Source organism: Paenarthrobacter sp. Y-19 (assembly GCF_029223985.1).
GTDB classification, from domain to species: Bacteria; Actinomycetota; Actinomycetes; order Actinomycetales; family Micrococcaceae; genus Arthrobacter; species Arthrobacter nicotinovorans.
This window is the reverse complement of record NZ_CP119414.1, coordinates 3,556,671-3,578,232: the sequence shown is the minus strand read 5'-3', so window position 1 is coordinate 3,578,232 and position 21,562 is coordinate 3,556,671. Positions and strand designations below refer to the sequence as shown.

Genomic DNA, 21,562 nt, shown 5'->3' with positions numbered 1-21,562 from the left:
CCATGACAACGACGGCAGGACGGGTCCGGTCAGCCGGGCCCGTCTTCCATCCCCGCCTCTGCGCGGCACTGACAGCTGTCTCCTGCGCCGTGCATCTCTGGCTCGCGGCTTCGGGGCACCACGACGCCTGGCTGGGCATCCTCATGATCGCCCTGGCCGCTGTCTGCATTCCGTGCACAGTCCACATTTGGCGCCACAGCAGGGTGGGCGCGCTCCATCAAGTGACCATCTCCGCCCTCGCCATGGTGGGACTGCACGCCGTCCTGCTGCTGGGAGCGGGCGGTGCCGGACACGCCCACGGCGGCAGGCCGTCGTCGAACGCTGTTGATACGTCCGGCGCAGCGCAACTGCTGCTGGTCATCGGACTGGAAATCACGACGGCGTTGCTCGCCGCCACGCTGGTGGCGCGCCTGAGGCGTCGAGCGGCTGTAGCGTCCTGACCCTCTTTGCCGCCAGAAGCACGGAACCCCAACCCTAAAAGGCTGATTTTCCGTCGCTCCAGGGCAAAAAGAAGGTCAGGAAGCGACGAGCTCACGAAAATTCGGCAGGATATTGGCCCTAGCAGGCAGTTTCCCTGCTTCCTGCACCCACCCCGAACACGGTTCAGTGAACAGGTGAGCAGAGCTGTGAGTAATTCGGGCCTTGGGCTGTTCAGGGCGACCGGGATTTATGTAGGTGCCATCTTGGGATCGGGAGTCCTGGTTCTGCCGGCCATCGCCGCCCAAGTGGCGGGCCCGGCGTCGATCCTGGCGTGGGCCTTGCTCCTGGTGTTCTGCACGCCGGTGGCGTTCAGCTTCGCCGAAATGTCCAGGCAGCAGCCCGACGCCGGGGGCATCGCAACGTTCGTCACGAGGGCTTTCGGACAGCGGGCCTCAGTGGTGGCCGGCTACCTGTTCTACTTCGCAATTCCGTTCGGGGCGCCGGCTACCGCGGTGATAGGTGGGGAGTACATTGCCCATGCCATGGGAGGCGGCAGGGAGACTGCGCTGATCGCGGCTGGGGTGATCCTGGCTGCGGGCTTCCTGAGCAACGCGGTGGGGATCCGGGTCTCGAGCAAGCTGCAACTCCTCCTGATGGTTCTGCTCGTTGCGTTGCTCGCCTTTGCAGTTGCCGTGGCCGCGCCCTTTGCCCGCGCGGAGAACTTCACTCCCTTTGCTCCGCACGGCTTCTGGGCTGTGGGCGGGGCGGCCAGTCTGCTGTTTTTCTGCTTTGCGGGGTGGGAGGCAGTGACTCACTTGGCTGGGGAGTTCTGCAACCCCGAGCGGGACCTCAAACGCGCCACCTGGCTGACCTTGGTGGTGGTTGGAGTGGTGTACATCGGACTGGTGGCTGCATGCGTCGCCGTTCTGGGGCCCGCGCTCGCGGACAGCAGCGTCCCGGTGGCCGAACTGCTGGCGAAAGGACTCGGTCCCGCGGCGGCACCCTTGACCGCTGTCGCGGCTGCGGTCCTCACGTTTGGTCCGCTCAGTACTTTCGTGGCAGGCGCCAGTAAGCTCGGTGCCAGATTGGCGTCCGACGGCGTGCTGCCGCGGGCTCTTGCGCGCGGCGTCGACCCGGGCCAAGTGCCGGCAGTGAGCCTGTGCTCGCTGGCGGTGATGACGTCGATCTCCTTCGCCTTGGCTGCTCTTGGATGGCTCAGCATTGAGTTCCAGATCGGAGCAGCATCCGCATGCTTCACCGCCGTCACCGCGTTCGGGCTGGCGGCGGGCGTACGGCTGTTGCCGCGACGGACCGCAGCCTGGTACGGCGTGGTGGTGGCCGCCGTCGTGATGCTTGTGGTTCTGCTCTTCAGCGGATGGGCGCTGCTGGTACCGGCAGGGCTGGGGGCCGCGGCGTTCCTGGCCGGGCGAAGGCCGTCGAGGCGCCTCCTGCCGCAGCATGGTGAAATCGTGAGCCGGGCTACGTAAGCTGCGAAAGCCGGGTCAGCTTGTCCGGATTGGACAGTTGCCGCAGCCCGCGGATGCTCCCGTCGGGACCCGCGTCCACTTCGACGACGTCGGAACGGCCGTGGTGCCTGAGCACCAAAGCCGCTCCGCCGTTGATCCCAATGACCCATGCCCGGACAGGCTCCACGGGATCGAAAGCAATCGCTTTGCCCAGGATGCCCGCAAAAAAGCGTGCGATCCTCGCCGACCCGAACAAGGGGTTCATGGCGCTCTTGACCTTGCCGCCGCCGTCGGCCCACAGCACCGCGTCCTGGTGGAGCATCGCCACAACCGTGTCGATCTCGCCCTGTTCGATGGCTTCCACGAGCTTCTCCAGGACGGCACGGTCCTTGGCCCGGGGTGCGGGCGCATTGGGGTCGATGTCCAGGCGGCGTTCTGCACGCGAAATCATCTGGCGCACGGCAGCGGGTGTCTTGTCCAGGATGGCCGCGATTTCCGGAGCGGGCATCCCGAAGGCGCGGTGCAGTACCAACGCTGCCCGGGCCTCCGGTGCCAGCTGCTCCGCCAGGTGCAACAGGGTCAAGGACAACAATTCCCTGTTGGCCACCGTCTCCTCGGGCAGTTGAGCGTTGTCCACGGGCTCGGGCAACCAGGGCCCGGTGTAGTCCTCCCGCACCGCGGCGAGCTGGCGCACCCGGTCGATGGAGCGGCGCACGCACACCGTCGTCAGCCACGCCGGCCAGGAGTCCACGCGGCCAGAAGCGGTGTTCCGTTCCTGGCGCACCGCCTCGATCGCCACCTCGGAGACCACGTCTTCGGCGTGGCCGAAGTCGCCCAGCATCCGGTACGCAATCCCCAACAGGCGGTTCCGTTCGCTTTGCCACGCCGCCGTGGCGGAGACTGCAAGGGTCATGCTGCCCACGTTACCTTTCAGACCAGCGGATTCTTCTCATCCACCGGCGGCTCCATCTGTGTGCTGATGGCAATCCGGTTCCACACGTTGATGGTGGAGATTGCCAGGATCAGGCCACCCATCTGGCCGTCGTCGAAATGGGTGGCGGCGGCGTTCCAGATCTCGTCCGTCACCGTGTCCGGCCCCAGTTGAGTCAAGGCGTCGGTCAGGGCGAGCACAGCCTGCTCACGGGCATCGAAGAACACCTTGGAGTGCTGCCAGGCTGCCACCGCGTGCAGTTTCCGGGACGGGATGCCGCGCTTCCTGCCGTCCGTTGCGTGCATGTCCACGCAGAAACCGCAGCCGTTGAGGATGGAGGCGCGGAGCTTGATCAGCTCGTACAGATCGGGATCGACCGACGTGCGGGCGTAACCTTCCAGGCCAATGACGGCAGCGTAGCCGAGTTTGTTGCTGCGGCCGATGTTGATGCGGGTCATGCTGACTTCCTTTCAGAGTTGATGCCTTACATGAGGGATGTCGGAAGCGGCGCCGGAAGTGTGACAGTTGTTAGAGTCAATCCGTGCGCGCAGTAGTTTTCGACGAAGTCCGGACCCAGCCCGATGTCAGGGAGGTCGCCAAGCCAGTAGCCCCGATTGGGGGTGTGGTGGTGAAAGTCCTGGCCACAGGAATGTGCCGCAGCGACTGGCACGCCTGGGCCGGCCACGATGACATTGAGATGCCCCACGTTCCGGGCCACGAGCTCGCCGGCGTGATCGACTCTGTCGGGGAAGGCGTCCAGCGCTGGAAGGTCGGCGATCGCGTCACCGTCCCCTTCGTTTGCGGTTGCGGCGCCTGTGAATGGTGCCTGGCCGGCGACGCGCAGGTCTGCCCCGAGCAGCAGCAGCCCGGCTTCACCCACTGGGGATCATTCGCTGAATACGTGGCCCTGCACGCCGCCGACAGCAACGTGGTTGCCATCCCGGAGAGCATCGAATTTACGACGGCGGCAAGCCTCGGCTGCCGCTTCGCCACGGCATACCGTGCCCTGGCAGCCCGTGCCAACGTGAAGGCCGGCGAATGGGTGACCGTGGTAGGCGCGGGAGGCGTCGGACTGAGTGCCGTGATGATCGCCAAGGCTATGGGAGCCAAGGTCATTGCCGTGGATCGGAACCCTGAGGCCCTGTCCGTGGCCGCACGCTTGGGCGCCGACCACACAGTCCTTGCCGACGGCGCGGACATCCCCGCCGCGGTCAACGTCCTCTCCGGCGGAGGCAGCCACGTGGCGGTAGACGCCGTCGGAAGTGAACAAACCTGCGCCGACGCAATCCTCAGCCTTCGCAGGCGGGGACGGCACGTCCAGATCGGACTGTTGCCTTCCATCGACGGCAACCCGCAGGTGCCCATGGCCCGCGTGATCGGCTGGGAACTTGATCTCTTGGGCAGCCACGGCATGGCCGCGGTGGACTATCCCGGAATGATGGCGCTCATTGAACAGGGTGCGCTCCAGCCGCAGTTGCTGATCGAACGCACTATCGGGCTGGAAGATGCTGCGGCACTGTTGCCCGGCTTCGACAAGGCCAACCCGGCAGGCATGACCATGGTGGACCCGGCGCTGTAAGTACGCCCCTAGTTCGGGGCGTCAGTCGGGCGGTTCCGGTACGCCGCCAGAAAATGCGAGATCCGGCGCACGGCTTCCTCGATGTCCTCCACGGCAGGCAGGATCACGAACCGGAAGTGGTCCGGGGTGGGCCAGTTGAAGGCGGTGCCGTGCGAGACCAGGATCTTCTGTTCCTGCAGGAGTTGAAGGACGAACTTCTCGTCCGAGGCAATGGGGTAGATCTCCGGGTCCAGCCGCGGGAACAGATACATCGCACCAGCTGCGGGGACACAGGAAACACCGGGGATGGCCGTCAACAGCTTCCACGCCAGGTCCCGTTGCTCGCGGAGCCGGCCGCCGGGACGAATGAGGGCTTCGATGCTCTGGTAACCGCCAAGGCAGGTTTGGATGGCGTGCTGCGCCGGGACGTTGGCGCACAGGCGGAGCGATGCCAGCAATTCCAGGGACTCCCGGTACGCGGCGGTCGCCGTCAAAGGCCCGGTCACGGCAACCCAGCCGGCCCGGTAACCCGGCATGCGGTACGCCTTTGACAGCCCACTGAAGGTCAGCACGCAGATGTCCTCGGCGACGGCAGCTGTGTGGATGTGAGGGGCGTCAACGTAGCGGATTTTCTCGTAGATCTCGTCGGAGAACAGGACAAGATCGTGCTTCCTGGCCAGTGCCGCGAACTGCTCCAGGATGTGCCGCGGGTAGACGGCCCCGGTGGGGTTGTTCGGGTTGATGATCACGATGCCTTTGGTGCGGGGGGTGATCTTCGCTTCGACGTCGGCCATGTCCGGCCACCAGTTTTCGTCCTCGTCACATAGATAGTGGACCGGGTTGCCGCCTGTAAGCGTCACGGCAGCGGTCCACAACGGGTAGTCCGGTGCCGGGATGAGGATCTCGTCCCCGTTTTCCATGAATGCCTGGAGTGTCATGGAGATCAGCTCGCTGACGCCGTTGCCGATGAAGACATCCTCGACGCCGATGTTCATGAGCCCGCGCGTTTGGTAATACTGCGAGATCGCTGTGCGGGCAGAGAAGATGCCCTTGGAGTCGCTGTAGCCTTGCGCACCGCGCAGATGGTGGATCATGTCCACCACCACGGACTCGGGAGCTTCCAGTCCGAACGGCGCGGTGTCCCCAAGATTCATCTTGAGGATACGGTGCCCTTCGGCCTCCATGGCCTTGGCTGCCTGAAGGATGGGACCGCGGAGTTCGTAGCGGACGTTCTGGAGTTTGCTGGAGTGCTGCATCGGACGCATGGTTGATCTTTTCATGGCGCAGGCCATGGTGGGCAAACAGGTCCGGTATCAGGACCAGCGGATGGTGACGGGAAGACGCTTGGTGCTTGCCGAAACTTCCCTTTCGGTCCCGTCCACCGCTACGGCAAAGTGCTGAAGTTCATCGGCGGAGGTCAGGACTTCGAAATGCCCGGTTGCGTCACTGACCACTGCTGTGGCAGATGAATGGGCATGGATATAGGCGTCGGGGATGCCCTTGTTATGGGCGTCCACCAGTCGTCCCCGGATTCTGCGGACCGCCTCCCCGTTGCCCGTGACAGGTTGCTTGGGCGGGTCGGAAGGCTCCTCGAAGCGAAGGGACACCGGAACACGCACCAGGAACCCCAGCCCCTCTTCGATGGCATCGGAATACTCTTCCGCCCGGAGTTCGTCGCGGGACACCACGGAGAACTCGCTGTGGATTTCCACTGCCAAAAGCAGCTCTTCCATGATGTCCAGCTGTTCCGGCCCGTGGCATTCAACAGCCACCCTCAGTTCAAGGTCCAGGGCGGGGCTCTCATGATGGGACCTGCCCACCCGGGTGAGTGTTACCGCCCGGACGGTGACCGGAGCCTCCGGCGGCGGGACAACGGCAACGGGGGACCCGTCGTCGAACCTGACATGGTGAGGAGCGACGGCTTCCGAGAGCACCCCTAGAAGCTCAGACAACGACGAACGAACAAGGCCCACGGCAGAATCCCAGCCGGACAGAAATCCAGAATTGCAACTGGAACTAGGCTACTCCCGCAAATCCCCGTAGTCACTGGGAACAAGGGGTAACTCCCATCGATCGGGCGCCCGTCACACCGGGCGGTAGGAGTACCGGTACTCCGACGGCGAATAGCCGAAGGCACTCTTGAAGGCGCGGGAGAAGCTGGATGCGTCGGTGAAGCCCCAATGCATTCCGACGGCGGACACCGGCCGCGTCTGCAGGCGCGGGTCCACGAGATCTGTCCGGCACTTCTCCAATCGTTGCCGGCGAAGCCAGGAGCTCACGGTGTCGTTGCGCTCTTCGAACAGCTTTTGGAGGTAACGGACGGAGACGTTGTGTGCGGCGGCGATGTGCCCGACGGTCAGTTCCGGGTCGCCCAGGCGCGCCGCCACGAACGCTTCGATCCGTTCCATGAGCGCGAGCCGCTCTTGGGATAACGGCGACGACGGCGGCACCCGCTCGGCAAAGACAGCGGAGACCAGGTTCATCAAGGCATCCGAAACGGTAGCGGCCTCGGCAACGGATCCTTCGTGCAGTTGCTTGGCCACGGCGCCGAGCAAGGCCGATGTCAGAGAGCCCAGCCCCTGGCGTCCGGACACCCTTGATGCCGTGAGCGTGGCGATGCTTTCGCGGTTCAGGTGGAGGGCTTCCGGCGGGAACATGACCACCATCATCCGGAAGGCGTCGTCGAAATAGAGATCGTAGGGGCGTGTGGTGTCGTAGATGGCGAAGTCCCCGGGTGTGAGCGCGGCTTCCCGTCCGTCCTGGGCCACCACCGAGTAGCCGCGCAGCTGCAGGCCAAGTTTGACCAGTCCGGGGTCGTTGGCCTGGATCTCCTTCCGGCCCCGGCTGACATGGCTCGCCGTACCCGAGACCGCGCTGAGGAACACCGGGCCGACTGTCTGGTTGATAAGTCCGCCGTCGAACTGTTCCGGCTCACGGGCCGCCACGGAGAGCGGCACGAACGCGCTGTTGACCGCTTGGTTCCAGGCATCAAAGCGATCGGTCCTGGCGAGGGCCGTGGTGCTGAATTCTTCTCGTGGTTGCTTTGCGATGGCACCGGTCACGTCGGCTCTCCTTTGAAATGACGCTGCGGGACTTGGTGGCGGCCTCTTTAGTGTCCCACGATTGCGGGCTACGCCGTGATCCGGATCACAAGCGTGCGGATGGTGCGCAGTGCTGTGCGCGCCGGGTCAAGATTCCCGACGGCGGCCCCGGCAGACTGCTGGAGAAGCTCACTTTCACGCCCGTTCAAGGAGGAACCCCATGGCTGGAAACCCAACCCACAGCGCTGACTACGTAGTAGTTGGCGCAGGCTCGGCAGGCAGCGTTGTTGCGCGGCGCTTGCTCGACGCCGGACACACGGTCCACGATATCGAGGCCGGATCCGTGGACACCGACCCCAACATCCACAGCCCGCAAGGTTGGCCGCTGCTGCTGACCGGAGCCAACGACTGGGCAGTGATGACTACGCCGCAGAAACATGCCCATAACCGCAGCCTCTACTGGCCACGCGGCAGGGTCCTCGGCGGCAGCAGCTCCCTCAACGGCATGATCTACATCCGCGACCACAAGAATGACTACGACTCCTGGGCCGCCAACGGAGCGGAGGGGTGGTCCTGGGACGAGGTCCTGCCGTTGTTCAAGAAGTCCGAAGACCACCAGGACGGCGCCAGTGAATTCCACGGCAAGGGCGGGCCGCTCCATGTTGAACGGATCGCTGAGCGGCACCCGGTTGCCCAAGCTTTCGTAGACGCTGCCAAGGCGCTGGGCCACACGGAAACGGAAGACTTCAACGGAATCCAGATGACCGGCGTCGGGTTCAATCACACCACCACCAAGGACGGCAAGCGCGCCAGCGCGTGGCAGAGCTTTGTGGCTCCGGTGCTGGAACACCCCGGCCTTAAGGTCACCACGGACGCGTTGGTGACGCGGATAGTCGTCGACGGCGGCCGTGCCACCGGCGTCGAATATCGACTCGACGGTGAGGTGCTTCGTGCGGAAGCGGGTGCCGAAGTCATCATCAGCGCAGGCGCCATTGGCTCTCCGAAGATCCTGCTGCTTTCCGGCATCGGTCCGGCAGGGCAGCTGAAGGCGCTGGGGATTGAGTCCCGGGTGGATCTGCCCGGGGTGGGCGAGAATCTCCACGACCACCTGCTGGCGGGAAATATCTATGAGGCGAAGGAACCGTTGGTGGCCGGCCGGCACAACCTGTTGGAAAGCCAGCTCTACGCCCACAGCAACCAGACGGACGAAGAAGCGCCGGACCTGCAACCGCTGTTCCTGCACCTTCCATACCCCACGGACGGCGGCGCCGCGCCCGAACACGGCTACACCATCGCACCCGGGATTGTCCGGCCCCGCTCCCGCGGTACGCTGCGGCTGGCCTCAGCGGACCCGGCTGCGGCGCCTTTGGTGGATCCGAACATCCTGGCCGACGAGTACGACGTTGAGGCCTTGGTGGACGCGATCATTCTGTGCCGGGAGATCGGCCGGCAGGAGGCCTTTGCGCCTTTCCGAAAGGACGAGTTCACGCCTGGTCCAGGCGTTCAGACCCGCGACCAGGTGCGCGGGTTCGCCCGTCAAGTGGCCGGGACCTATCACCACCAGGTTGGCACCTGCAAGATGGGCGTGGACGACCTCTCCGTGGTGGATCCGCAGCTCCGCGTCCGGGGAATCGAGGGAGTCCGTGTGGCAGATGCGTCCATTATTCCGTTCGTGCCGAGCGGCAACACCAATGCCCCGTCCATCATGATCGGCGAAAAGGCCGCGGAGCTGATTCTCGGCGGTTAACCCAACTGCTTGGGTTTACGCGGGGATTCAGGCCAGGCCGGGCACGCCGTCGTTGATGGTGAAGGACTTCATGGTGCGGACCGGGGCGCCCGGCGTGGTCACGTAGTCGAGCACCCGGAAGTCGGCGGTCATCGAGTCCTTCGTGATCCGCGTGTTCACGTACCCGCGGTTGTCGTTGTAGAACTTCAGGTGCGGGTTCCAGGCCATGGTGGGGTCGGTGGTGGAGCCCGTGCCGTTGCCTGTGGACGTGATGGACGAGCACACCAGTTCGGAGCCCACCACCCGGGACTCCGGATCCTTGTAGTCCACCTTGAGGTCTGTCGCCCAGTGGCGGTGGACGTCGCCGGTCAGCACGACGGCGTTGCGCACCTTCGCGTCCACCCAGCCCTGGGTGATGCGGCGGCGGGAGGCGGCGTACCCGTCCCAGCCGTCCATGGAGACGTCGTCGATCGCGGGCGACTTGTCGCGGTCCCGTTCGGCGAAGAACACCTGCTGGCCCAGGATGTCCCAGCGCTGGGTGGAGTTCCGGAAGCCGTCCAGGAGCCACTTTTCCTGCTCCGCTCCGGTGATGGTGCGGTTCTCCTCCAGCCGTCCGGCCACGTTCTTCTGCCAACCGTCGCCTGCCAGCTGGTCATCACGGTATTGCCGGGTATCCATCATGTGGAAGTTGGCCAGCCGGCCCCACTGGATGGTGCGGTAGATCTTCATGTCGAAACCGGCCGGAACGGAGGATGCACGCAGCGGCATGTTCTCGTAGTAGGCCTGGAATGCTGCAGCGCGGCGCTGCCGGAAGTGCTCGGTGGTGTCGTTGAGCTGGCCCGCGTCCGTGTTCTCGGGAATGTCATCGGCCCAGTTGTTGTCTACCTCGTGGTCATCCCAAACCACCAGCCACGGCGCGATCGCGTGCGCGGCCTGCAGATCGGCGTCGGCCTTGTACTGGGCGTGGCGCTGCCGGTAGCCGGCGAGGCTGACCGTCTCCGGCCCCTCATGATCACGGGGATTGCCGCCACCGATCACGTAGCTGTCCTTCTTGTATTCGTAGACGTAGTCGCCGAGGTGCAGCACCAGGTCCGGGTGGTCTTCAGCCAGCCGCTTGTAGGCGGTGAAGTACCCGTGTTCGTACTGGGCACAGCTGGCGAACGCCATGGCCAGTGCGGCGGGAGTCTCACCGGGGGCGGGACTGGTCAGGGTGCGGCCCACTTGGCTAAGGTGCCGGCCGGAGCGGAAGCGGTAGAAGTACTCACGGCCGGGCTTGAGGCCCTTCACCTCGACGTGCACCGAGTGCGCGGTTTCAATCCGAGCATGTTCGACGCCGCGGGCTACTGTCCGGCGCATGGCAGGATCTTCGGCAACCTCCCAGGCGACGGCGACGTTGCGGGAGGGCATGCCGCCCAGGCCGTCCTCTGCGACGGGGTTCACTGCCAGCCGCGTCCATAGGACGAAACCGTCCGGCCACGGCTCGCCGGAGGCGATACCCAGCGTGAACGGGTCGGTGCGGAGACCGGCGTCGTCCGCCGTCGAAACCGCGACGGCGGCCTGCGGCAACGCTGCCGACACACCGGCGACGAGCCCGGCTCCAAGGCCGGCTGAGATGAGGGACCTGCGAGAGATGCTTTCCATGCCACCGACCCTAGGAAGACCGGGTGGACTGGGTTCAAGGACAGCGTGAATGCGTGGTTAATTGTTGTTCCTGCCCCGGTGCTGGCTCGTCTATGCTCAAATCATGATGACGGGGGAGCGCCCTAGACGGCCCGGTGTGGTGACTTTCTCTGTGGTGCTGATGTACATCGGCGGCATCGCGCAGATTGTCCTGGGAGTGCTGACGATCTTCCTGCGGTATACGCCGGAAGCCCAGTCCGGCGGTGTTGCCCTGCCTGTGACCTTGCTTGGGGCAGGAATGGTCCTGTTCGGTTTGCTGGTGATCGGGCTCGCCTCAGGCGTGGCCCGCGGAAGCTCGGCGGCCCGAAGCGGGGCAACGGCGGTGATGTTCCTTGGCTTGGCCTTCGCTGTGGTCGACCTGATTGTGGCCGCTGACGGGGACTGGTCCGCCGTCATTTCGCAGTCCATCGCAACTGTGCTGGTAGTTGTGCCGCTGTGGGTAGGCCGGGGACGCCGCTACTTCGAGAGCCGCTGACGGGACTCTTCAGCGTCCCGGTAGGCAACGCGGCGGTGCACGAACCTCACGATTTCAATCAGCGCAATGCAGGCAACCGACGTTGCAAGAACCAGCAGTGCCGTGGGGAGCGTGGGGTCGGTGAACTGCAGGAAATCGCGGGCGAACCGGACGGAGTACACCAGGACGAGCCCGACCATCATGGCCCCGATGACAAGCCCTTTGAAACGGGTGACGGGCCTCGAAAGCACCACCAGGATCCAGATACCGATGATCGCCAGGATGAGGGTCGATCCCGTCCTGATTTCAGCTTCCGGTATGGACAGGTTGGCCGCGAGCTTGGCGTACGCTGCGAGCCCCAGTGTCACGGATACTCCCGCCGGCACGGCGAAAGTGAGCGATCGCCGCAGGAACCCCGGGATGTAGCGCTGGGCGTTGGGCAGCAATGCCAGGAAGAACCCAGGAATGCCGATGGTCAGCCCGTCAGTGACCGAGAGCTGGCGTGGCAGGAACGGGAACGGCAACAGGAGGATGCCGAACGCGATCGCCAGGAAGGTGGCATAAGCGGTCTTGGTGAGGAAGAGCATGGAAACCCGCTCGATGTTGGCAATCACCTGACGGCCTTCAGCCACCACGCTGGGCAGGTGCGAGAACTTACCGTCCAGCAGGACCAGCCGCGCCACTGCTTTGGTGGCGGCCGCACCGGAGTTCATGGCCACGCCGATGTCGGCTTCTTTGATGGCCAGGGCATCATTGACCCCGTCGCCGGTCATCGCCACTGTGCGTCCCGCGGCTTTCAACGCCAGGACGATCCGTTTCTTCTGGTCAGGGGAAACGCGCCCGAACACCACATTGTTGTTGATGACTTCCAGGAACTCCTGGTCATCGTCCGGCAGCTCACGGGCATCAAAACCGTGGGGCGCATCCAATCCGACTTCCCGTGCGATGGCCGCCACCGTCCTTGGGTTGTCACCGGAAATGATCCTCACGTCCACGTCCTGCGCCGCGAAGTAAGTGAAGGTCTCGGCAGCATCGGGTCGGATATTTTCCTTGAAAGTCAGCAGGGCCACGGGAACGGCATCGGCCGGCACGGTTTCATCATGCGTGGGCGTCCCGTGCGCCAGGACCAGTGTGCGGCGCCCCGTCGCGGCCAGCTCAGCAGCCTGGGAGGCCAGCTGCTGTTGCCCGGCGTCGTCGGAACCGCGCTCCGGGAAGACCATCTCGGGGCCGCCCAGGATCCACATGCCGTCGTCGAAAATAACCGCACTCCACTTCCGCGCAGAGGAGAACGGCACACGGTCGCTTGGCTGATCGGCGGGCAGTTCGGTGAAGTGGCCGGCGAGACTGCGGGCCGTGGCGTTGGCGTCTTTCTGGACGCCGTACCAGGCCAGGACGCTCTCCCAGCCGGGCACCGCGGCCAGCGGCCTCGCGGCATCGAAAACGATGTCACCTTGCGTGAGCGTGCCGGTTTTGTCGAGGCAGATGATGTCGACGCGAGCCAGCCCCTCGACGGCGGGCAGCTCCTGCACCAGCACCTGCTGCCTTGCCAGCTTCACAGCCCCTACCGCGAAGGTGATGCTGGTCATCAGCACCAGACCCAGAGGGACCATGGCGACGACGGCGGCAATGGTCGCCGTCGCCGCGTCCCGCCACGCTCCACTCGCCGAGGCTGCGGCCCACCCGCCCTGGGCAAGCATTTGCGCGTTCAGAACCAACAAAGCCACCGGCCCGACAAACCAGGTGACCCATTTGAGGACCCGGTCAATGGAGGACCGCAGCTCCGAAGCCACCAGGGAGAACCTCTTGGCCTCGGCAGCCAGAGAGTTGGCGAAGGAATCGGCGCCCACCCGGTCCACCACGGCGGTCCCTTCTCCGGCAACGACGACGGATCCGGACAACACGCGGTCATCCTCCGTCTTTTCCACGGCATCGGATTCGCCGGTCAGCATGGATTCGTCCACCTGAAGCCCGCGGGAAGCTGCGACTACCCCGTCCGCGGGCACTTGGTCGCCGGCCCGGAGGACGAGGGTGTCGTCCAGGACCACGTCGTCCAAGGCTATTTCTGCTTCAGATCCGTCCCGCATCACCCGGGCGTGCGGGGCGTTCAACAGGGCCAGCCGGTCCAAAGCGCGTTTTGCCCGGTACTCCTGGACGCTTCCGATCACCGCGTTGGCGATGGCACTGAAACCGAACAGGGCATCCTGCCAGCGGCCGATCGCGAAAAGGACAATGAAGCAGGCCAGGATAATGCCGTTGAACAAGGTGAGCACGTTGGCGCGGACGATGCTCCACACGCTGCGGCTGGTGTCCTGCACGAAGGCGTTGGTTTGCCCGGCGGCGACCCTCTCGGCAACCTCCGCAGTGCTTAGTCCCTGAACGGCAGATCCGACGAGCCGGACGGCCGCCCCTGGTTCAGCCTTCTCGTTTTCCGGCACTCATGCCCCCGTTGTTGAGTCGGTCCAAGGATTTGAGACAGTCCGTGGATGGGATTGAGTATGCCAGTCGTCAGGCGGTGAAGGCGAGGTCCCGCGCGTGCAGCCTGTGGAGGAGCGGTTCGCCGCGCGCCACCCGGCGGGCCTCTTCGATGGTGCTCACCGCCATCCGCTCCAACTCCGTCCCCAGTGAACCCGCCAGATGCGGTGTCAGCAGCACGTTGGGATGCGTGTAGAAGCTGGAGTCAGCCGGGAGTACCCAAGGTGTGGTGACGTCCAGGATGGCGTACAGGTCTCCTTGCTCAACGCGCCGAAGCAGCGCGTCCTGGTCCACCAGCTCGCCGCGGGCCGTGTTGATGAACGTGGCCCCGGGCTTGAGGCCGGCGACCAGCCCTTCGTGAACCAGATTGCGGGTGGACGGGAGCGACGGCGCGTGGAGGCTGACGACATCGCAACCGGCCACCAGCTCTTCCAGGCTGAGGCGTTCGACGCCGAGGGCGGCCGCCTCGGCGTCGTCGAGGAAAGGGTCGGCCACCGCGACCTGAAGGTCGTAGGCCTTCAGGAGGCGGATCACGTGCCTGCCGATCCTCGAGGCCCCGATGATGCCCACGCGCTTGCCGAAGTTGCCCATGTCCGGAAACACGTGGTCGGGCTCGATTTCCACCCTCTCTGTGTGGAGCTTGCGGGCGATCTGCAGGACGCGCTTGTTGGCCAGTAGGATCATGGCCACCGTGTATTCGGCAACCGGAATGGAGTTGGCATCGGCAGCCGTGCTGACGTGGATACCCCGCTCCCAGCACTCATCACCCACATGGTGTTTGACTGTGCCTCCGGCGTGGAGAATGTGGCTCAGGCGCGGGGCAGCGCCCAAGGCCGCGGCATCAAGTTTCGGGCAGCCCCACCCCGTGATGAGTATGTCCGTGGCACCCAGAATTTCCAGGGAACGCTGCGAGGTGAAATCACCCATGGGCGCCGGGCTGAGGAGCTTCAGCCCGGGCCCCATGGAGTCCAGCCGCCGGGCCGGGAACACCCGGTTCACGACGCCGGGACCCATGGCGAGCGCGACATTCAGTTCGGTGGTGGTCACTTGACGCTCCCGGCAGTAAGTCCGGACTTCCAGAAGCGTTGCAGCAAGATGAAGGCAACGAGCAGCGGAATGATCGAAAGAAGCGAGCCTGTAATGACCATGGGCGTGAACTCGGGCTGCGGTACCGAATAGCCCTGCCAGATCGAGATACCGACGCTGACGGGGAGCAGCTGCTGGTCCTGGAGCATCACCAGGGGGAGCATGAAGTTGTTCCATACGCCCACGAACTGGAACAGGGCGATGGTGATGTAGCCGGGCATCATCATGGGCAGCCCGAGGGAGAAGAAGGACCTGATGGGACCGGCGCCGTCCATACGCGCCGCCTCCAGTGTTTCGGCGGGAACGTAGCTGGCCGAGTAGACCCGGGCCAGGTACACGCCGAAGGGGTTGCACAGAACGGGGATGAGGACAGCCCAGACGGTATTTGTCATGCCCACCAGGGAGGCCAGCAGATACATGGGCAGCACAGTGGCGGTGTTGGGGATCAGGACACCCACCAGGACGAAACCGAACAGCGAGTCCTTCCAACGGAATTGGAACTTGTCGAACGCATAACCGGCCATGACGGAAATCAGGCTGCCGAGGACCGCTCCAACACCGGCATACATCACAGAGTTGCCCAGCCACCGGAAGAACAGGCCGCCGTCCTGCTGGGCCACGTTGGCGATGTTCTCGAACAAGGAGAAGTTCCCCAGGGCGTAGGCGCTGGTGCCGTAGAGGTCTGCGGCGTTCTTGGTGGAGGCGAACACCAGCCACAGGACCGGGACCACCATGTAGGCGGAGCCAATGAGCAGGAGCCCGTTGACTGTGAGCTTGCTGGCGAATCCTCCGCCACGGTTGGACATACCCCTGGTGAATGCGGGGCCTCCACGGCGGTGGCCCTGCTGTGAAGGAGAGGTGCTGCGGGGGCGGGAGAGTGTTGGGGTGCTCATGATTTGTTCATCCTGGAGCTGAGGCGGGTGACGGCCAGGGACAGGATTGCGGCCAACCCGGCAATGATGATGGAGGCAGCTGCCGCCTGGTTGAGGTTGTGGCGGATGAAGGCTGCGTCATAGGCCCACAGGTTGGGAACCCACGTGCTTGTCACAGACGCTGTCGCCTTGGAGATGATGTTCGGCTCCGTGAACAGCTGCAAGGTGCCGATGATGGTGAACAGCATGATGACGCTCAAGGCCGGAAGGATCAGTGGGAACTTGATGCTCACCGCGGCTCGGATTTCGCCGGCCCCGTCCACCCTGGCGGCTTCCAGGATCTCCCGGGGAACGGCCTGCAAAGCGGTGAACAGGATGATCACGTTGTAGCCGGTCCACTCCCAGACGCCGATGTTCACAATGGACGGAAGCACCATGTGGGAGTCCAGGAAGTTGATCTGGATCCCGCCGCCCTGGAGTGCCTGGACCAGCGGGCTGATGCCCGGGGTGTAAAGGTAAGCCCAGATCAGGGCAGCGATGACGCCGGGAACCGCGTGCGGCAGGAATACCAGGAGTTGGAAAAGCTTCCGCGCCTTGGCCACCGTTGCATCGAGAAGGAGGGCAAAAACAACGGCTCCGCCTACCATGCAGGGAATGTAGATCAGGCAGTACAAGCCCAGCCTGGCGATGCCCTCCATGAAAGTCTCGGACTGGAAGACCTGCACATAGTTCTCGAGTCCTACAAAGACGGTCTTGGCTTCCCCGAACCCCAGCCCGGACTTCTGCTGCGAGTGGAAACTCAGCACGAGGGAATAGATCACCGGTGCGATCATGGCGATCACAAAGACCGCAAAGAAGGGGACCAGGAACAGTGCGGCAGTCCGCCCGCCGGTTCCTGCCAGTGCGCGGCCTTGGCGGCGCACTGTGGTGGTAAGGGCCTGGGTGGCCATGGGATTCTCCTAGCTTGGAGGGGGCCTCCGCGGAGGCCCCCTGCCGGTGTGGCTTCTTTGTAGAGAGCTGCCGAACGCCGCCGGACTACTCTTTGACGGACAGGCCGGCTTGTTTCAGGCTCGCCACGGTGGCGTCCTGGGCGGTGTCGATGGCGTCGTCGATGGTGCCGCCGGTGGTGAGTTTTCCGTAGGCGTCTTTAAGCGCCGTGTTGGTGATGTCCCAGTTGGGACCCCACTGCCAGCCCGGGGTGATGTTTCCGTACGCCTTGTTGAAGACCTCGTAGATGTCGTTGCCGAAGTAGCTGGAGTCGTAGGCCTTCTGCGCAACCGGCGTCAGGCCCGGGAAGGCGAGGAACGCTGAACCTGTGTTGCCGCGCGCCTTGATGGCGTCCTGGTTGGTGGTGAGGAACTCCACGAATTTTGCGGCGGCTGCCGGATTTTTGCTGCTCTTTGTGACGTTGAAGCTGGATCCGCCATAGAAGGCTCCGGATTCATTGCCCCAGGTGGGGAGTTCGGCTGCGATCCACTGGCCCTTCTGGCCGCTGGCTTCGGTGCGCTTCTGGATGCCTGTGGCGCTCCAGTTGCCGCCCAGCACACCAACCACCGTGCTGTTGGCCAGGTCCAAGCTCCACTCGTCGCTGTAGGCCTGGCTGACCTTCACGATCTTCTCGTCAATCAGCTTCTGCCAGTAGCCCGCCACCTTCTGCGTGGCCTCGTCGTTGACGCCCACCTTCCAGCTGTCGCCTTCGGTGCCGAACCACTTGGCGCCGGCCTGCCAGGCCAGTCCCGCGCTCGCCGCTACCTCGTTGGGGTTGAAAGTGGCCAGATAGGAGTCGGGCGCAACGGCCTTGAGCTTTTTGCCGGCCTGTTCGAAGTCATCCCAGGTCTTGGGGACCTCGACGCCGGCCTTGTCCAGCATGTCTTTGCGGTACCACATGAGCATGGGGGCTGCGTCGTACGGAAGGGCGTAGGTCTTCTCACCGAACTGGACCAGGGCCTTGGTTTCGTCCGTGAGCTTGTCCACGGTTTCGGCCTTGTTGATCAGGCCGTCGAGGGCAATGACCTGGCTGTTGCTGACGAACTGGGGCAATTGCGGATATTCGATGGTGGCCACGTCCGGGCCGTTGCCCGCTGTGATGGCGGTGGAGAGCTTGGCGTACCCGCCGTTGGCGCCGTTGGGTATCGTTTCGAAACTGACTTTGATCTTGTCCTGGCTGGCGTTGAACGCTTCAGCCACCTTGTCCATACCGGCCAGGGACGACCAGAAAGTGATGGATCCGGAGGGATCGTCTGCAGGTGTGGGAGCGGCTGATGTGCTGGGGCCGGTGCCGCAGGCCGTGAGCAGCAGGGTACTGGCGGCCAGGCCGGCCATCCCTGCGAACAGGTGACGACGCTTCATGGTGTTCTCCTTTGAAGACTTGCGATGCGAAGGGGGCATGTGGTGGAGGCCACACGGCGATAGATCCATGTAATCCGCAAGTTCGAACATCTTCAACGTTTCAAACAAATTCAAACATTTGATGCCCGCAGTCTTGCCGAAAGGCAGAGGAATTGCCAGCAAACGCCAATGGCATTCTTGTTTGAACGAACAGAAATGCTGGACTGTGCTGACTCCTCGCTGCTATGAAGTCTGGACACCCGAACGGCGGCTACTCAAAAGCCACTACCCAAGAACAGGGATTCCCATGGAGAAATCGAACATCAGCAGACGGTCAGTCCTTCAAGTTGGGGGAGCAGCGTCGCTCGCCGCGGCCATCGGGCTGGCAGCCGGCCAGCCGGCGTCGGCGTCCGCCCTCCTGGGATCCAAGCCAAAGGCGACCGAAGTCCTGGACCTGGGTCCCGGCGTCGTACAGTTCTCCCTCATGAGCGGGCTGCTGGTGGGCGAGACGCTGTACATAGGTTCGCGAAACCTCGATCCGGTGCGGATCGTGGCCTTCCATGTACCCAGCGGCAAAGTCTCCGGCGTGACCGAACTGGAAAACGGCTATGCCATCCAAACTCTCGCTGCCGACGCCTCCGGACGGTACCTGTATGCAGGCGTGTTGCAGAACGCTGCAGGTCCCAAGCCGAACCTGTTCCGTTGGGACCTTTCCACCCCGGGTGTGAGAGCCACCCCGATCGGACGCATCGGTGACCGCGACGTACGTGATCTCAGCGTGGCCCCCAACGGACGCCTCTACGCGGTGGGTGGCGGAAGCGGCACGGCCCCGGCCTTATGGGAATACGATCCCGCCACAGGAGCAGTCACCAACCTGGGCGTTCCGGATGCAGGCGCCACCTTGGCCCGCGCTGTCGCGGCCACCGATTCCACTATCTTCTTCGGCGCCGGCAGCACCTTGAACGGAGGAGGCAGCGCCAGCCGCGCTTGCCTCTACGCGTACAACCATGCCGCCAAAACGTTCGCCAACGTCACCCCGGCGGAGATGGTCGCAGACCCCAGCATCCGCGACCTCGCGATCGTCGGAGACAAGGTCATGGTCAGCTCGGCGGCCTCGACGTCCACGTCCAAGATCGCGGCCGTGAGCGTCACCAATCCGTCCTCCTATGCCTTGGCTGCATCCGAGCGAAAGACCGCCAAGAACTTCGCAGCAATCGGTGACAAGGTCTATTTCGCCAACGAAGCCGGGCTCCTGGTCTACTCACTGTCCGCCAATTCGGTATCCGCCGTCTCCTACCAGGGGCCGTTCCTGGGCGAGATTTGGGGCGTTGACGCCCTGAACAGCAAGGTTCTGGTGACCTCCGCGTTCGGATTCGTAGCCGAGATCGACCCCGCAACCGGGTCGTACAAGACCACCGACCTAGGCGAGGCCGGGGCGCCGTCGGACGCGCAGGAAGCCATGGGAGTGGCAGCCGGGGGCGGCCTGGTCTACGTGGGCGGCAACGGGGTCATCTCACGCCGATCGTTGAAGACCGGACAGGTCACCAACATGACGGTCCCGGGTGAAGCCAAGGATGCCGTGGTGGTGGACCGGGTGCTTTACACCGGCCAGTACAGCTCCCAGGGCATCTGGAGCTATGACCCCCGCAGCGGTCAACCGATCAGCCAGGTGGCAAAGTTCTCCGCCGAACAGAACCGGCCCCTGGATGTCCATTGGGACGAGGTCAACAAGCTGGTCCTGGCGTGCGCCCAGGCTGACACCGAGGGTGGTGGCTCGTTGTGGACCTACAATCCCGCCACCGGGAAGTCGGGATTCTTCCTCAACCCCGTGGACTCAGTGCAGTTGGTGCGCGCAGTAACAGCGCGCGACGGCGTCGCCTACCTTGGCGGGGGACGGCCCGGTACTGAAGGTCCAGGTACCGTTGTGGCGTTGAATCCCGTAACGGGCAAGGAACTATGGCGGCTCGATCCCGGATTGGGTGCCGGCGTGTCTGCACTGGCGGTGCAAGGCAGGTACCTTTACGGGATCGTTCGCACGGGACGTGTTTTCGTCATTGACCTGCCAAAGCGCAAGCTGATCCACCAAGCGGACATCAGTCCGGTCTGCACCGGGTTCGCCGCGCTGGTAACCAACCGAGGCGCTGTTTACGGTGTCTCGGACACGGATGTGTTCCGCTTTGATCCCAAGACCTTCGAGGTGGCCACAGTGGTGGCAGGCATCGACGGCGGCTGGTACAGCGGCTCCCACATCACCAACGACGAAGACGGGTACCTCTACACGATGCGTGGCCGGAACGTCGTACGGATCGACGACCACCCGCGGCGGTAGTGGATGGCGTTGTGGGGCCCGCTCTGCGCGCTCTGGCGAGTGTTTTACGCGCAGAGCGGGCCCCACAACGTTCGTTTATGCTTGTTTGAACATTTGGATTCCGGAAGAGGACTGGCATGCTCAGCGGGGAACGCCACGAGAAGATACTCCGTGAACTGGAGCTTCGCGGGACCCTGACCGTGAACGACTTCGCCGAAAAAAGCGGCCAGTCCACCATGACCATCCGCCGGGACCTTACTCAGCTCGCGGCTCAGGGCCTCCTGCGCCGGGTCCACGGTGGTGCGGTCCGCATGGTGGTGGAGCGGCCGGGGGACACGGTCCACAGGCGCGCACGCCAGCCGCTGGCTACCCTCGGACTCATAGTCCCAACCACCGGCTACTACTTCCCTGAAGTCATTCGTGGCGCAGAAGCTGCGGCCAGGGCCCTGAACGCACGCCTCATCCTAGGCGTCAGCAACTACTCCGCGGAGGACGAGCTTCGCCAGCTCCAGCGCATGGTGGCCAACTCCGTGGACGGGATCCTCCTGGCGACCGCGGGCCCCCTCGAGCCTGGTTCGCCGACGTTTGACCTGCTGTCCGGCGTGCGGATCCCCGTGGTGCTGGTGGAGCGCTCCAGCCGGGTATTCGAGTCAGTGATGTCGGATCACGGCTATGGCGCTGAACTGGCCATGGAGCACCTCGCGTCTCTGGGACACCGCAGGATCGGGCTGGCTGTTGCCACCAGCGCTACGGCCCCCTGGCTCCGTGAAAGCCATGAGCGGATGGTGGCCAAGCTGGGTCTGGAAACGGATGCACCCGTCATGGAGTATGACCGTTCAGTGGTGGGCGCGGGCAACAACCAAAAAGAGTTCAAGAAGTTCCTGAAAGATTGCCGCCGCACCGGAACCCACGCTGCGCTGGTCCTTCCCGACGAGGAAGCCATCACGCTGATCAACCTTGCTGAGGAATCCGGAGTCAGTGTGCCCGAAGACCTCGCCATCGTGGCGTATGACGACGAAGTGGCCGACCTCGCTCCGGTGCCGCTGACGTCCATCGCACCGCCCAAACGGGACGTCGGCCACGCCGCGGTGACCATGTGTATGGAACGCCTGGCAGGAAAGCCCGGGGCTGCAGTTTCGCCTGCCCTCCGCCGCGTAAGCCTCGCCCCCAAGCTGATCATCCGGGAGTCCACGGCGTTCGGGGAGGATGCGGAGTAGGGC

General features: G+C 64.2%; 18 protein-coding genes. 7 read left to right on the top strand and 11 right to left on the bottom strand.

All coding sequences use genetic code 11. The features are described 5' to 3' along the window. Positions 1–2 precede the first annotated feature (2 nt). Together PYR64_RS16730 and PYR64_RS16725 are read left to right on the top strand one after the other, a co-directional pair. A complete protein-coding gene (locus PYR64_RS16730) occupies positions 3–440 on the top strand; it encodes a hypothetical protein (protein WP_275776468.1) in 438 nt (145 codons plus the stop codon). Between the two features lie 174 nt (positions 441–614). Further along, positions 615–1,907, top strand: coding sequence for an amino acid permease (locus PYR64_RS16725; RefSeq protein WP_345799337.1), 1,293 nt, complete (start codon positions 615–617; stop codon positions 1,905–1,907). On the opposite strand, the gene PYR64_RS16720 is transcribed toward PYR64_RS16725, so the two are convergent. Together PYR64_RS16720 and PYR64_RS16715 are read right to left on the bottom strand one after the other, a co-directional pair. Further along, positions 1,900–2,799, bottom strand: a complete 900-nt coding sequence (locus PYR64_RS16720; RefSeq protein WP_275776464.1) for a sigma-70 family RNA polymerase sigma factor — start codon at positions 2,797–2,799, stop codon at positions 1,900–1,902. The two genes, PYR64_RS16725 and PYR64_RS16720, sit on opposite strands and share 8 nt — an antisense overlap. A 17-nt stretch (positions 2,800–2,816) precedes the next feature. Beyond that, entirely contained in the window at positions 2,817–3,275 is a 459-nt protein-coding gene (locus tag PYR64_RS16715) for a carboxymuconolactone decarboxylase family protein (protein ID WP_144661100.1), read from the bottom strand. Positions 3,276–3,358: 83 nt separating this feature from the next. On the opposite strand from PYR64_RS16715, the gene PYR64_RS16710 reads away from it, so the two are divergent. Then, positions 3,359–4,396, top strand: coding sequence for a zinc-dependent alcohol dehydrogenase family protein (locus PYR64_RS16710; RefSeq protein WP_275776460.1), 1,038 nt, complete (start codon positions 3,359–3,361; stop codon positions 4,394–4,396). 8 nt (positions 4,397–4,404) lie between these two features. On the opposite strand, the gene PYR64_RS16705 is transcribed toward PYR64_RS16710, so the two are convergent. The 3 genes from PYR64_RS16705 to PYR64_RS16695 form a co-directional block, all read right to left on the bottom strand. Further along, positions 4,405–5,640, bottom strand: coding sequence for a pyridoxal phosphate-dependent aminotransferase (locus PYR64_RS16705; RefSeq protein WP_018778244.1), 1,236 nt, complete (start codon positions 5,638–5,640; stop codon positions 4,405–4,407). 48 nt (positions 5,641–5,688) lie between these two features. Then, positions 5,689–6,348, bottom strand: a complete 660-nt coding sequence (locus PYR64_RS16700; protein WP_026267242.1) for a hypothetical protein — start codon at positions 6,346–6,348, stop codon at positions 5,689–5,691. Between the two features lie 111 nt (positions 6,349–6,459). Then, positions 6,460–7,437: a helix-turn-helix domain-containing protein gene (locus tag PYR64_RS16695; protein ID WP_275776458.1), complete on the bottom strand. Its 978-nt coding sequence runs from the start codon at positions 7,435–7,437 to the stop codon at positions 6,460–6,462. 199 nt (positions 7,438–7,636) lie between these two features. Here PYR64_RS16695 and PYR64_RS16690 point away from each other — a divergent pair, with 199 nt between their 5' ends. Next, positions 7,637–9,163, top strand: a complete 1,527-nt coding sequence (locus PYR64_RS16690; RefSeq protein ID WP_275776456.1) for a GMC family oxidoreductase N-terminal domain-containing protein — start codon at positions 7,637–7,639, stop codon at positions 9,161–9,163. A gap of 27 nt (positions 9,164–9,190) precedes the next feature. Here PYR64_RS16690 and PYR64_RS16685 read toward each other — a convergent pair whose 3' ends face one another. Further along, complete coding sequence (locus tag PYR64_RS16685) at positions 9,191–10,783, bottom strand: alkaline phosphatase D family protein (RefSeq protein ID WP_018778249.1); 1,593 nt, start codon at positions 10,781–10,783, stop codon at positions 9,191–9,193. A gap of 136 nt (positions 10,784–10,919) precedes the next feature. On the opposite strand from PYR64_RS16685, the gene PYR64_RS16680 reads away from it, so the two are divergent. Continuing rightward, positions 10,920–11,297, top strand: a complete 378-nt coding sequence (locus PYR64_RS16680) for a hypothetical protein (RefSeq protein ID WP_018778250.1) — start codon at positions 10,920–10,922, stop codon at positions 11,295–11,297. Here PYR64_RS16680 and PYR64_RS16675 read toward each other — a convergent pair. The 5 genes from PYR64_RS16675 to PYR64_RS16655 all read right to left on the bottom strand — a co-directional run bounded on the left by PYR64_RS16675 (position 11,279) and on the right by PYR64_RS16655 (position 18,055). Then, positions 11,279–13,711, bottom strand: a complete 2,433-nt coding sequence (locus PYR64_RS16675) for an HAD-IC family P-type ATPase (protein ID WP_275776454.1) — start codon at positions 13,709–13,711, stop codon at positions 11,279–11,281. The two genes, PYR64_RS16680 and PYR64_RS16675, sit on opposite strands and share 19 nt — an antisense overlap. Before the next feature lie 70 nt (positions 13,712–13,781). Then, on the bottom strand, positions 13,782–14,795 hold the full coding sequence (locus PYR64_RS16670; RefSeq protein ID WP_275776453.1) for a hydroxyacid dehydrogenase: 1,014 nt from the start codon (positions 14,793–14,795) through the stop codon (positions 13,782–13,784). Then, positions 14,792–15,727, bottom strand: coding sequence for a carbohydrate ABC transporter permease (locus PYR64_RS16665; protein ID WP_275776451.1), 936 nt, complete (start codon positions 15,725–15,727; stop codon positions 14,792–14,794). The genes PYR64_RS16670 and PYR64_RS16665 overlap by 4 nt, the downstream gene beginning before the upstream one ends. After that, positions 15,724–16,656 carry a sugar ABC transporter permease gene (locus PYR64_RS16660; protein WP_079581920.1) on the bottom strand — a complete coding sequence of 311 codons (933 nt, stop codon included), beginning with the start codon at positions 16,654–16,656 and terminating at the stop codon, positions 15,724–15,726. The genes PYR64_RS16665 and PYR64_RS16660 overlap by 4 nt, the downstream gene beginning before the upstream one ends. An 85-nt stretch (positions 16,657–16,741) precedes the next feature. After that, on the bottom strand, positions 16,742–18,055 hold the full coding sequence (locus tag PYR64_RS16655) for a sugar ABC transporter substrate-binding protein (protein ID WP_055972739.1): 1,314 nt from the start codon (positions 18,053–18,055) through the stop codon (positions 16,742–16,744). 286 nt (positions 18,056–18,341) lie between these two features. On the opposite strand from PYR64_RS16655, the gene PYR64_RS16650 reads away from it, so the two are divergent. After that, positions 18,342–20,363, top strand: a complete 2,022-nt coding sequence (locus PYR64_RS16650; RefSeq protein ID WP_275776447.1) for a hypothetical protein — start codon at positions 18,342–18,344, stop codon at positions 20,361–20,363. 116 nt (positions 20,364–20,479) lie between these two features. Continuing rightward, positions 20,480–21,559, top strand: coding sequence for a substrate-binding domain-containing protein (locus tag PYR64_RS16645; RefSeq protein WP_079581923.1), 1,080 nt, complete (start codon positions 20,480–20,482; stop codon positions 21,557–21,559). The last annotated feature ends 3 nt before the right edge of the window (positions 21,560–21,562 follow it).

What these genes read in the sequence shown, in the direction of transcription:
- PYR64_RS16730 (WP_275776468.1), top strand. Translation starts at nt 3, where the DNA reads ATGACAACGACGGCAGGACGGGTCCGGTCAGCCGGGCCCGTCTTCCAT.
- PYR64_RS16720 (WP_275776464.1), bottom strand. Translation starts at nt 2,799, where the DNA reads ATGACCCTTGCAGTCTCCGCCACGGCGGCGTGGCAAAGCGAACGGAAC.
- PYR64_RS16715 (WP_144661100.1), bottom strand. Translation starts at nt 3,275, where the DNA reads ATGACCCGCATCAACATCGGCCGCAGCAACAAACTCGGCTACGCTGCC.
- PYR64_RS16705 (WP_018778244.1), bottom strand. Translation starts at nt 5,640, where the DNA reads ATGCGTCCGATGCAGCACTCCAGCAAACTCCAGAACGTCCGCTACGAA.
- PYR64_RS16690 (WP_275776456.1), top strand. Translation starts at nt 7,637, where the DNA reads ATGGCTGGAAACCCAACCCACAGCGCTGACTACGTAGTAGTTGGCGCA.
- PYR64_RS16685 (WP_018778249.1), bottom strand. Translation starts at nt 10,783, where the DNA reads ATGGAAAGCATCTCTCGCAGGTCCCTCATCTCAGCCGGCCTTGGAGCC.
- PYR64_RS16665 (WP_275776451.1), bottom strand. Translation starts at nt 15,727, where the DNA reads ATGAGCACCCCAACACTCTCCCGCCCCCGCAGCACCTCTCCTTCACAG.
- PYR64_RS16660 (WP_079581920.1), bottom strand. Translation starts at nt 16,656, where the DNA reads ATGGCCACCCAGGCCCTTACCACCACAGTGCGCCGCCAAGGCCGCGCA.
- PYR64_RS16655 (WP_055972739.1), bottom strand. Translation starts at nt 18,055, where the DNA reads ATGAAGCGTCGTCACCTGTTCGCAGGGATGGCCGGCCTGGCCGCCAGT.
- PYR64_RS16650 (WP_275776447.1), top strand. Translation starts at nt 18,342, where the DNA reads ATGGAGAAATCGAACATCAGCAGACGGTCAGTCCTTCAAGTTGGGGGA.
- PYR64_RS16645 (WP_079581923.1), top strand. Translation starts at nt 20,480, where the DNA reads ATGCTCAGCGGGGAACGCCACGAGAAGATACTCCGTGAACTGGAGCTT.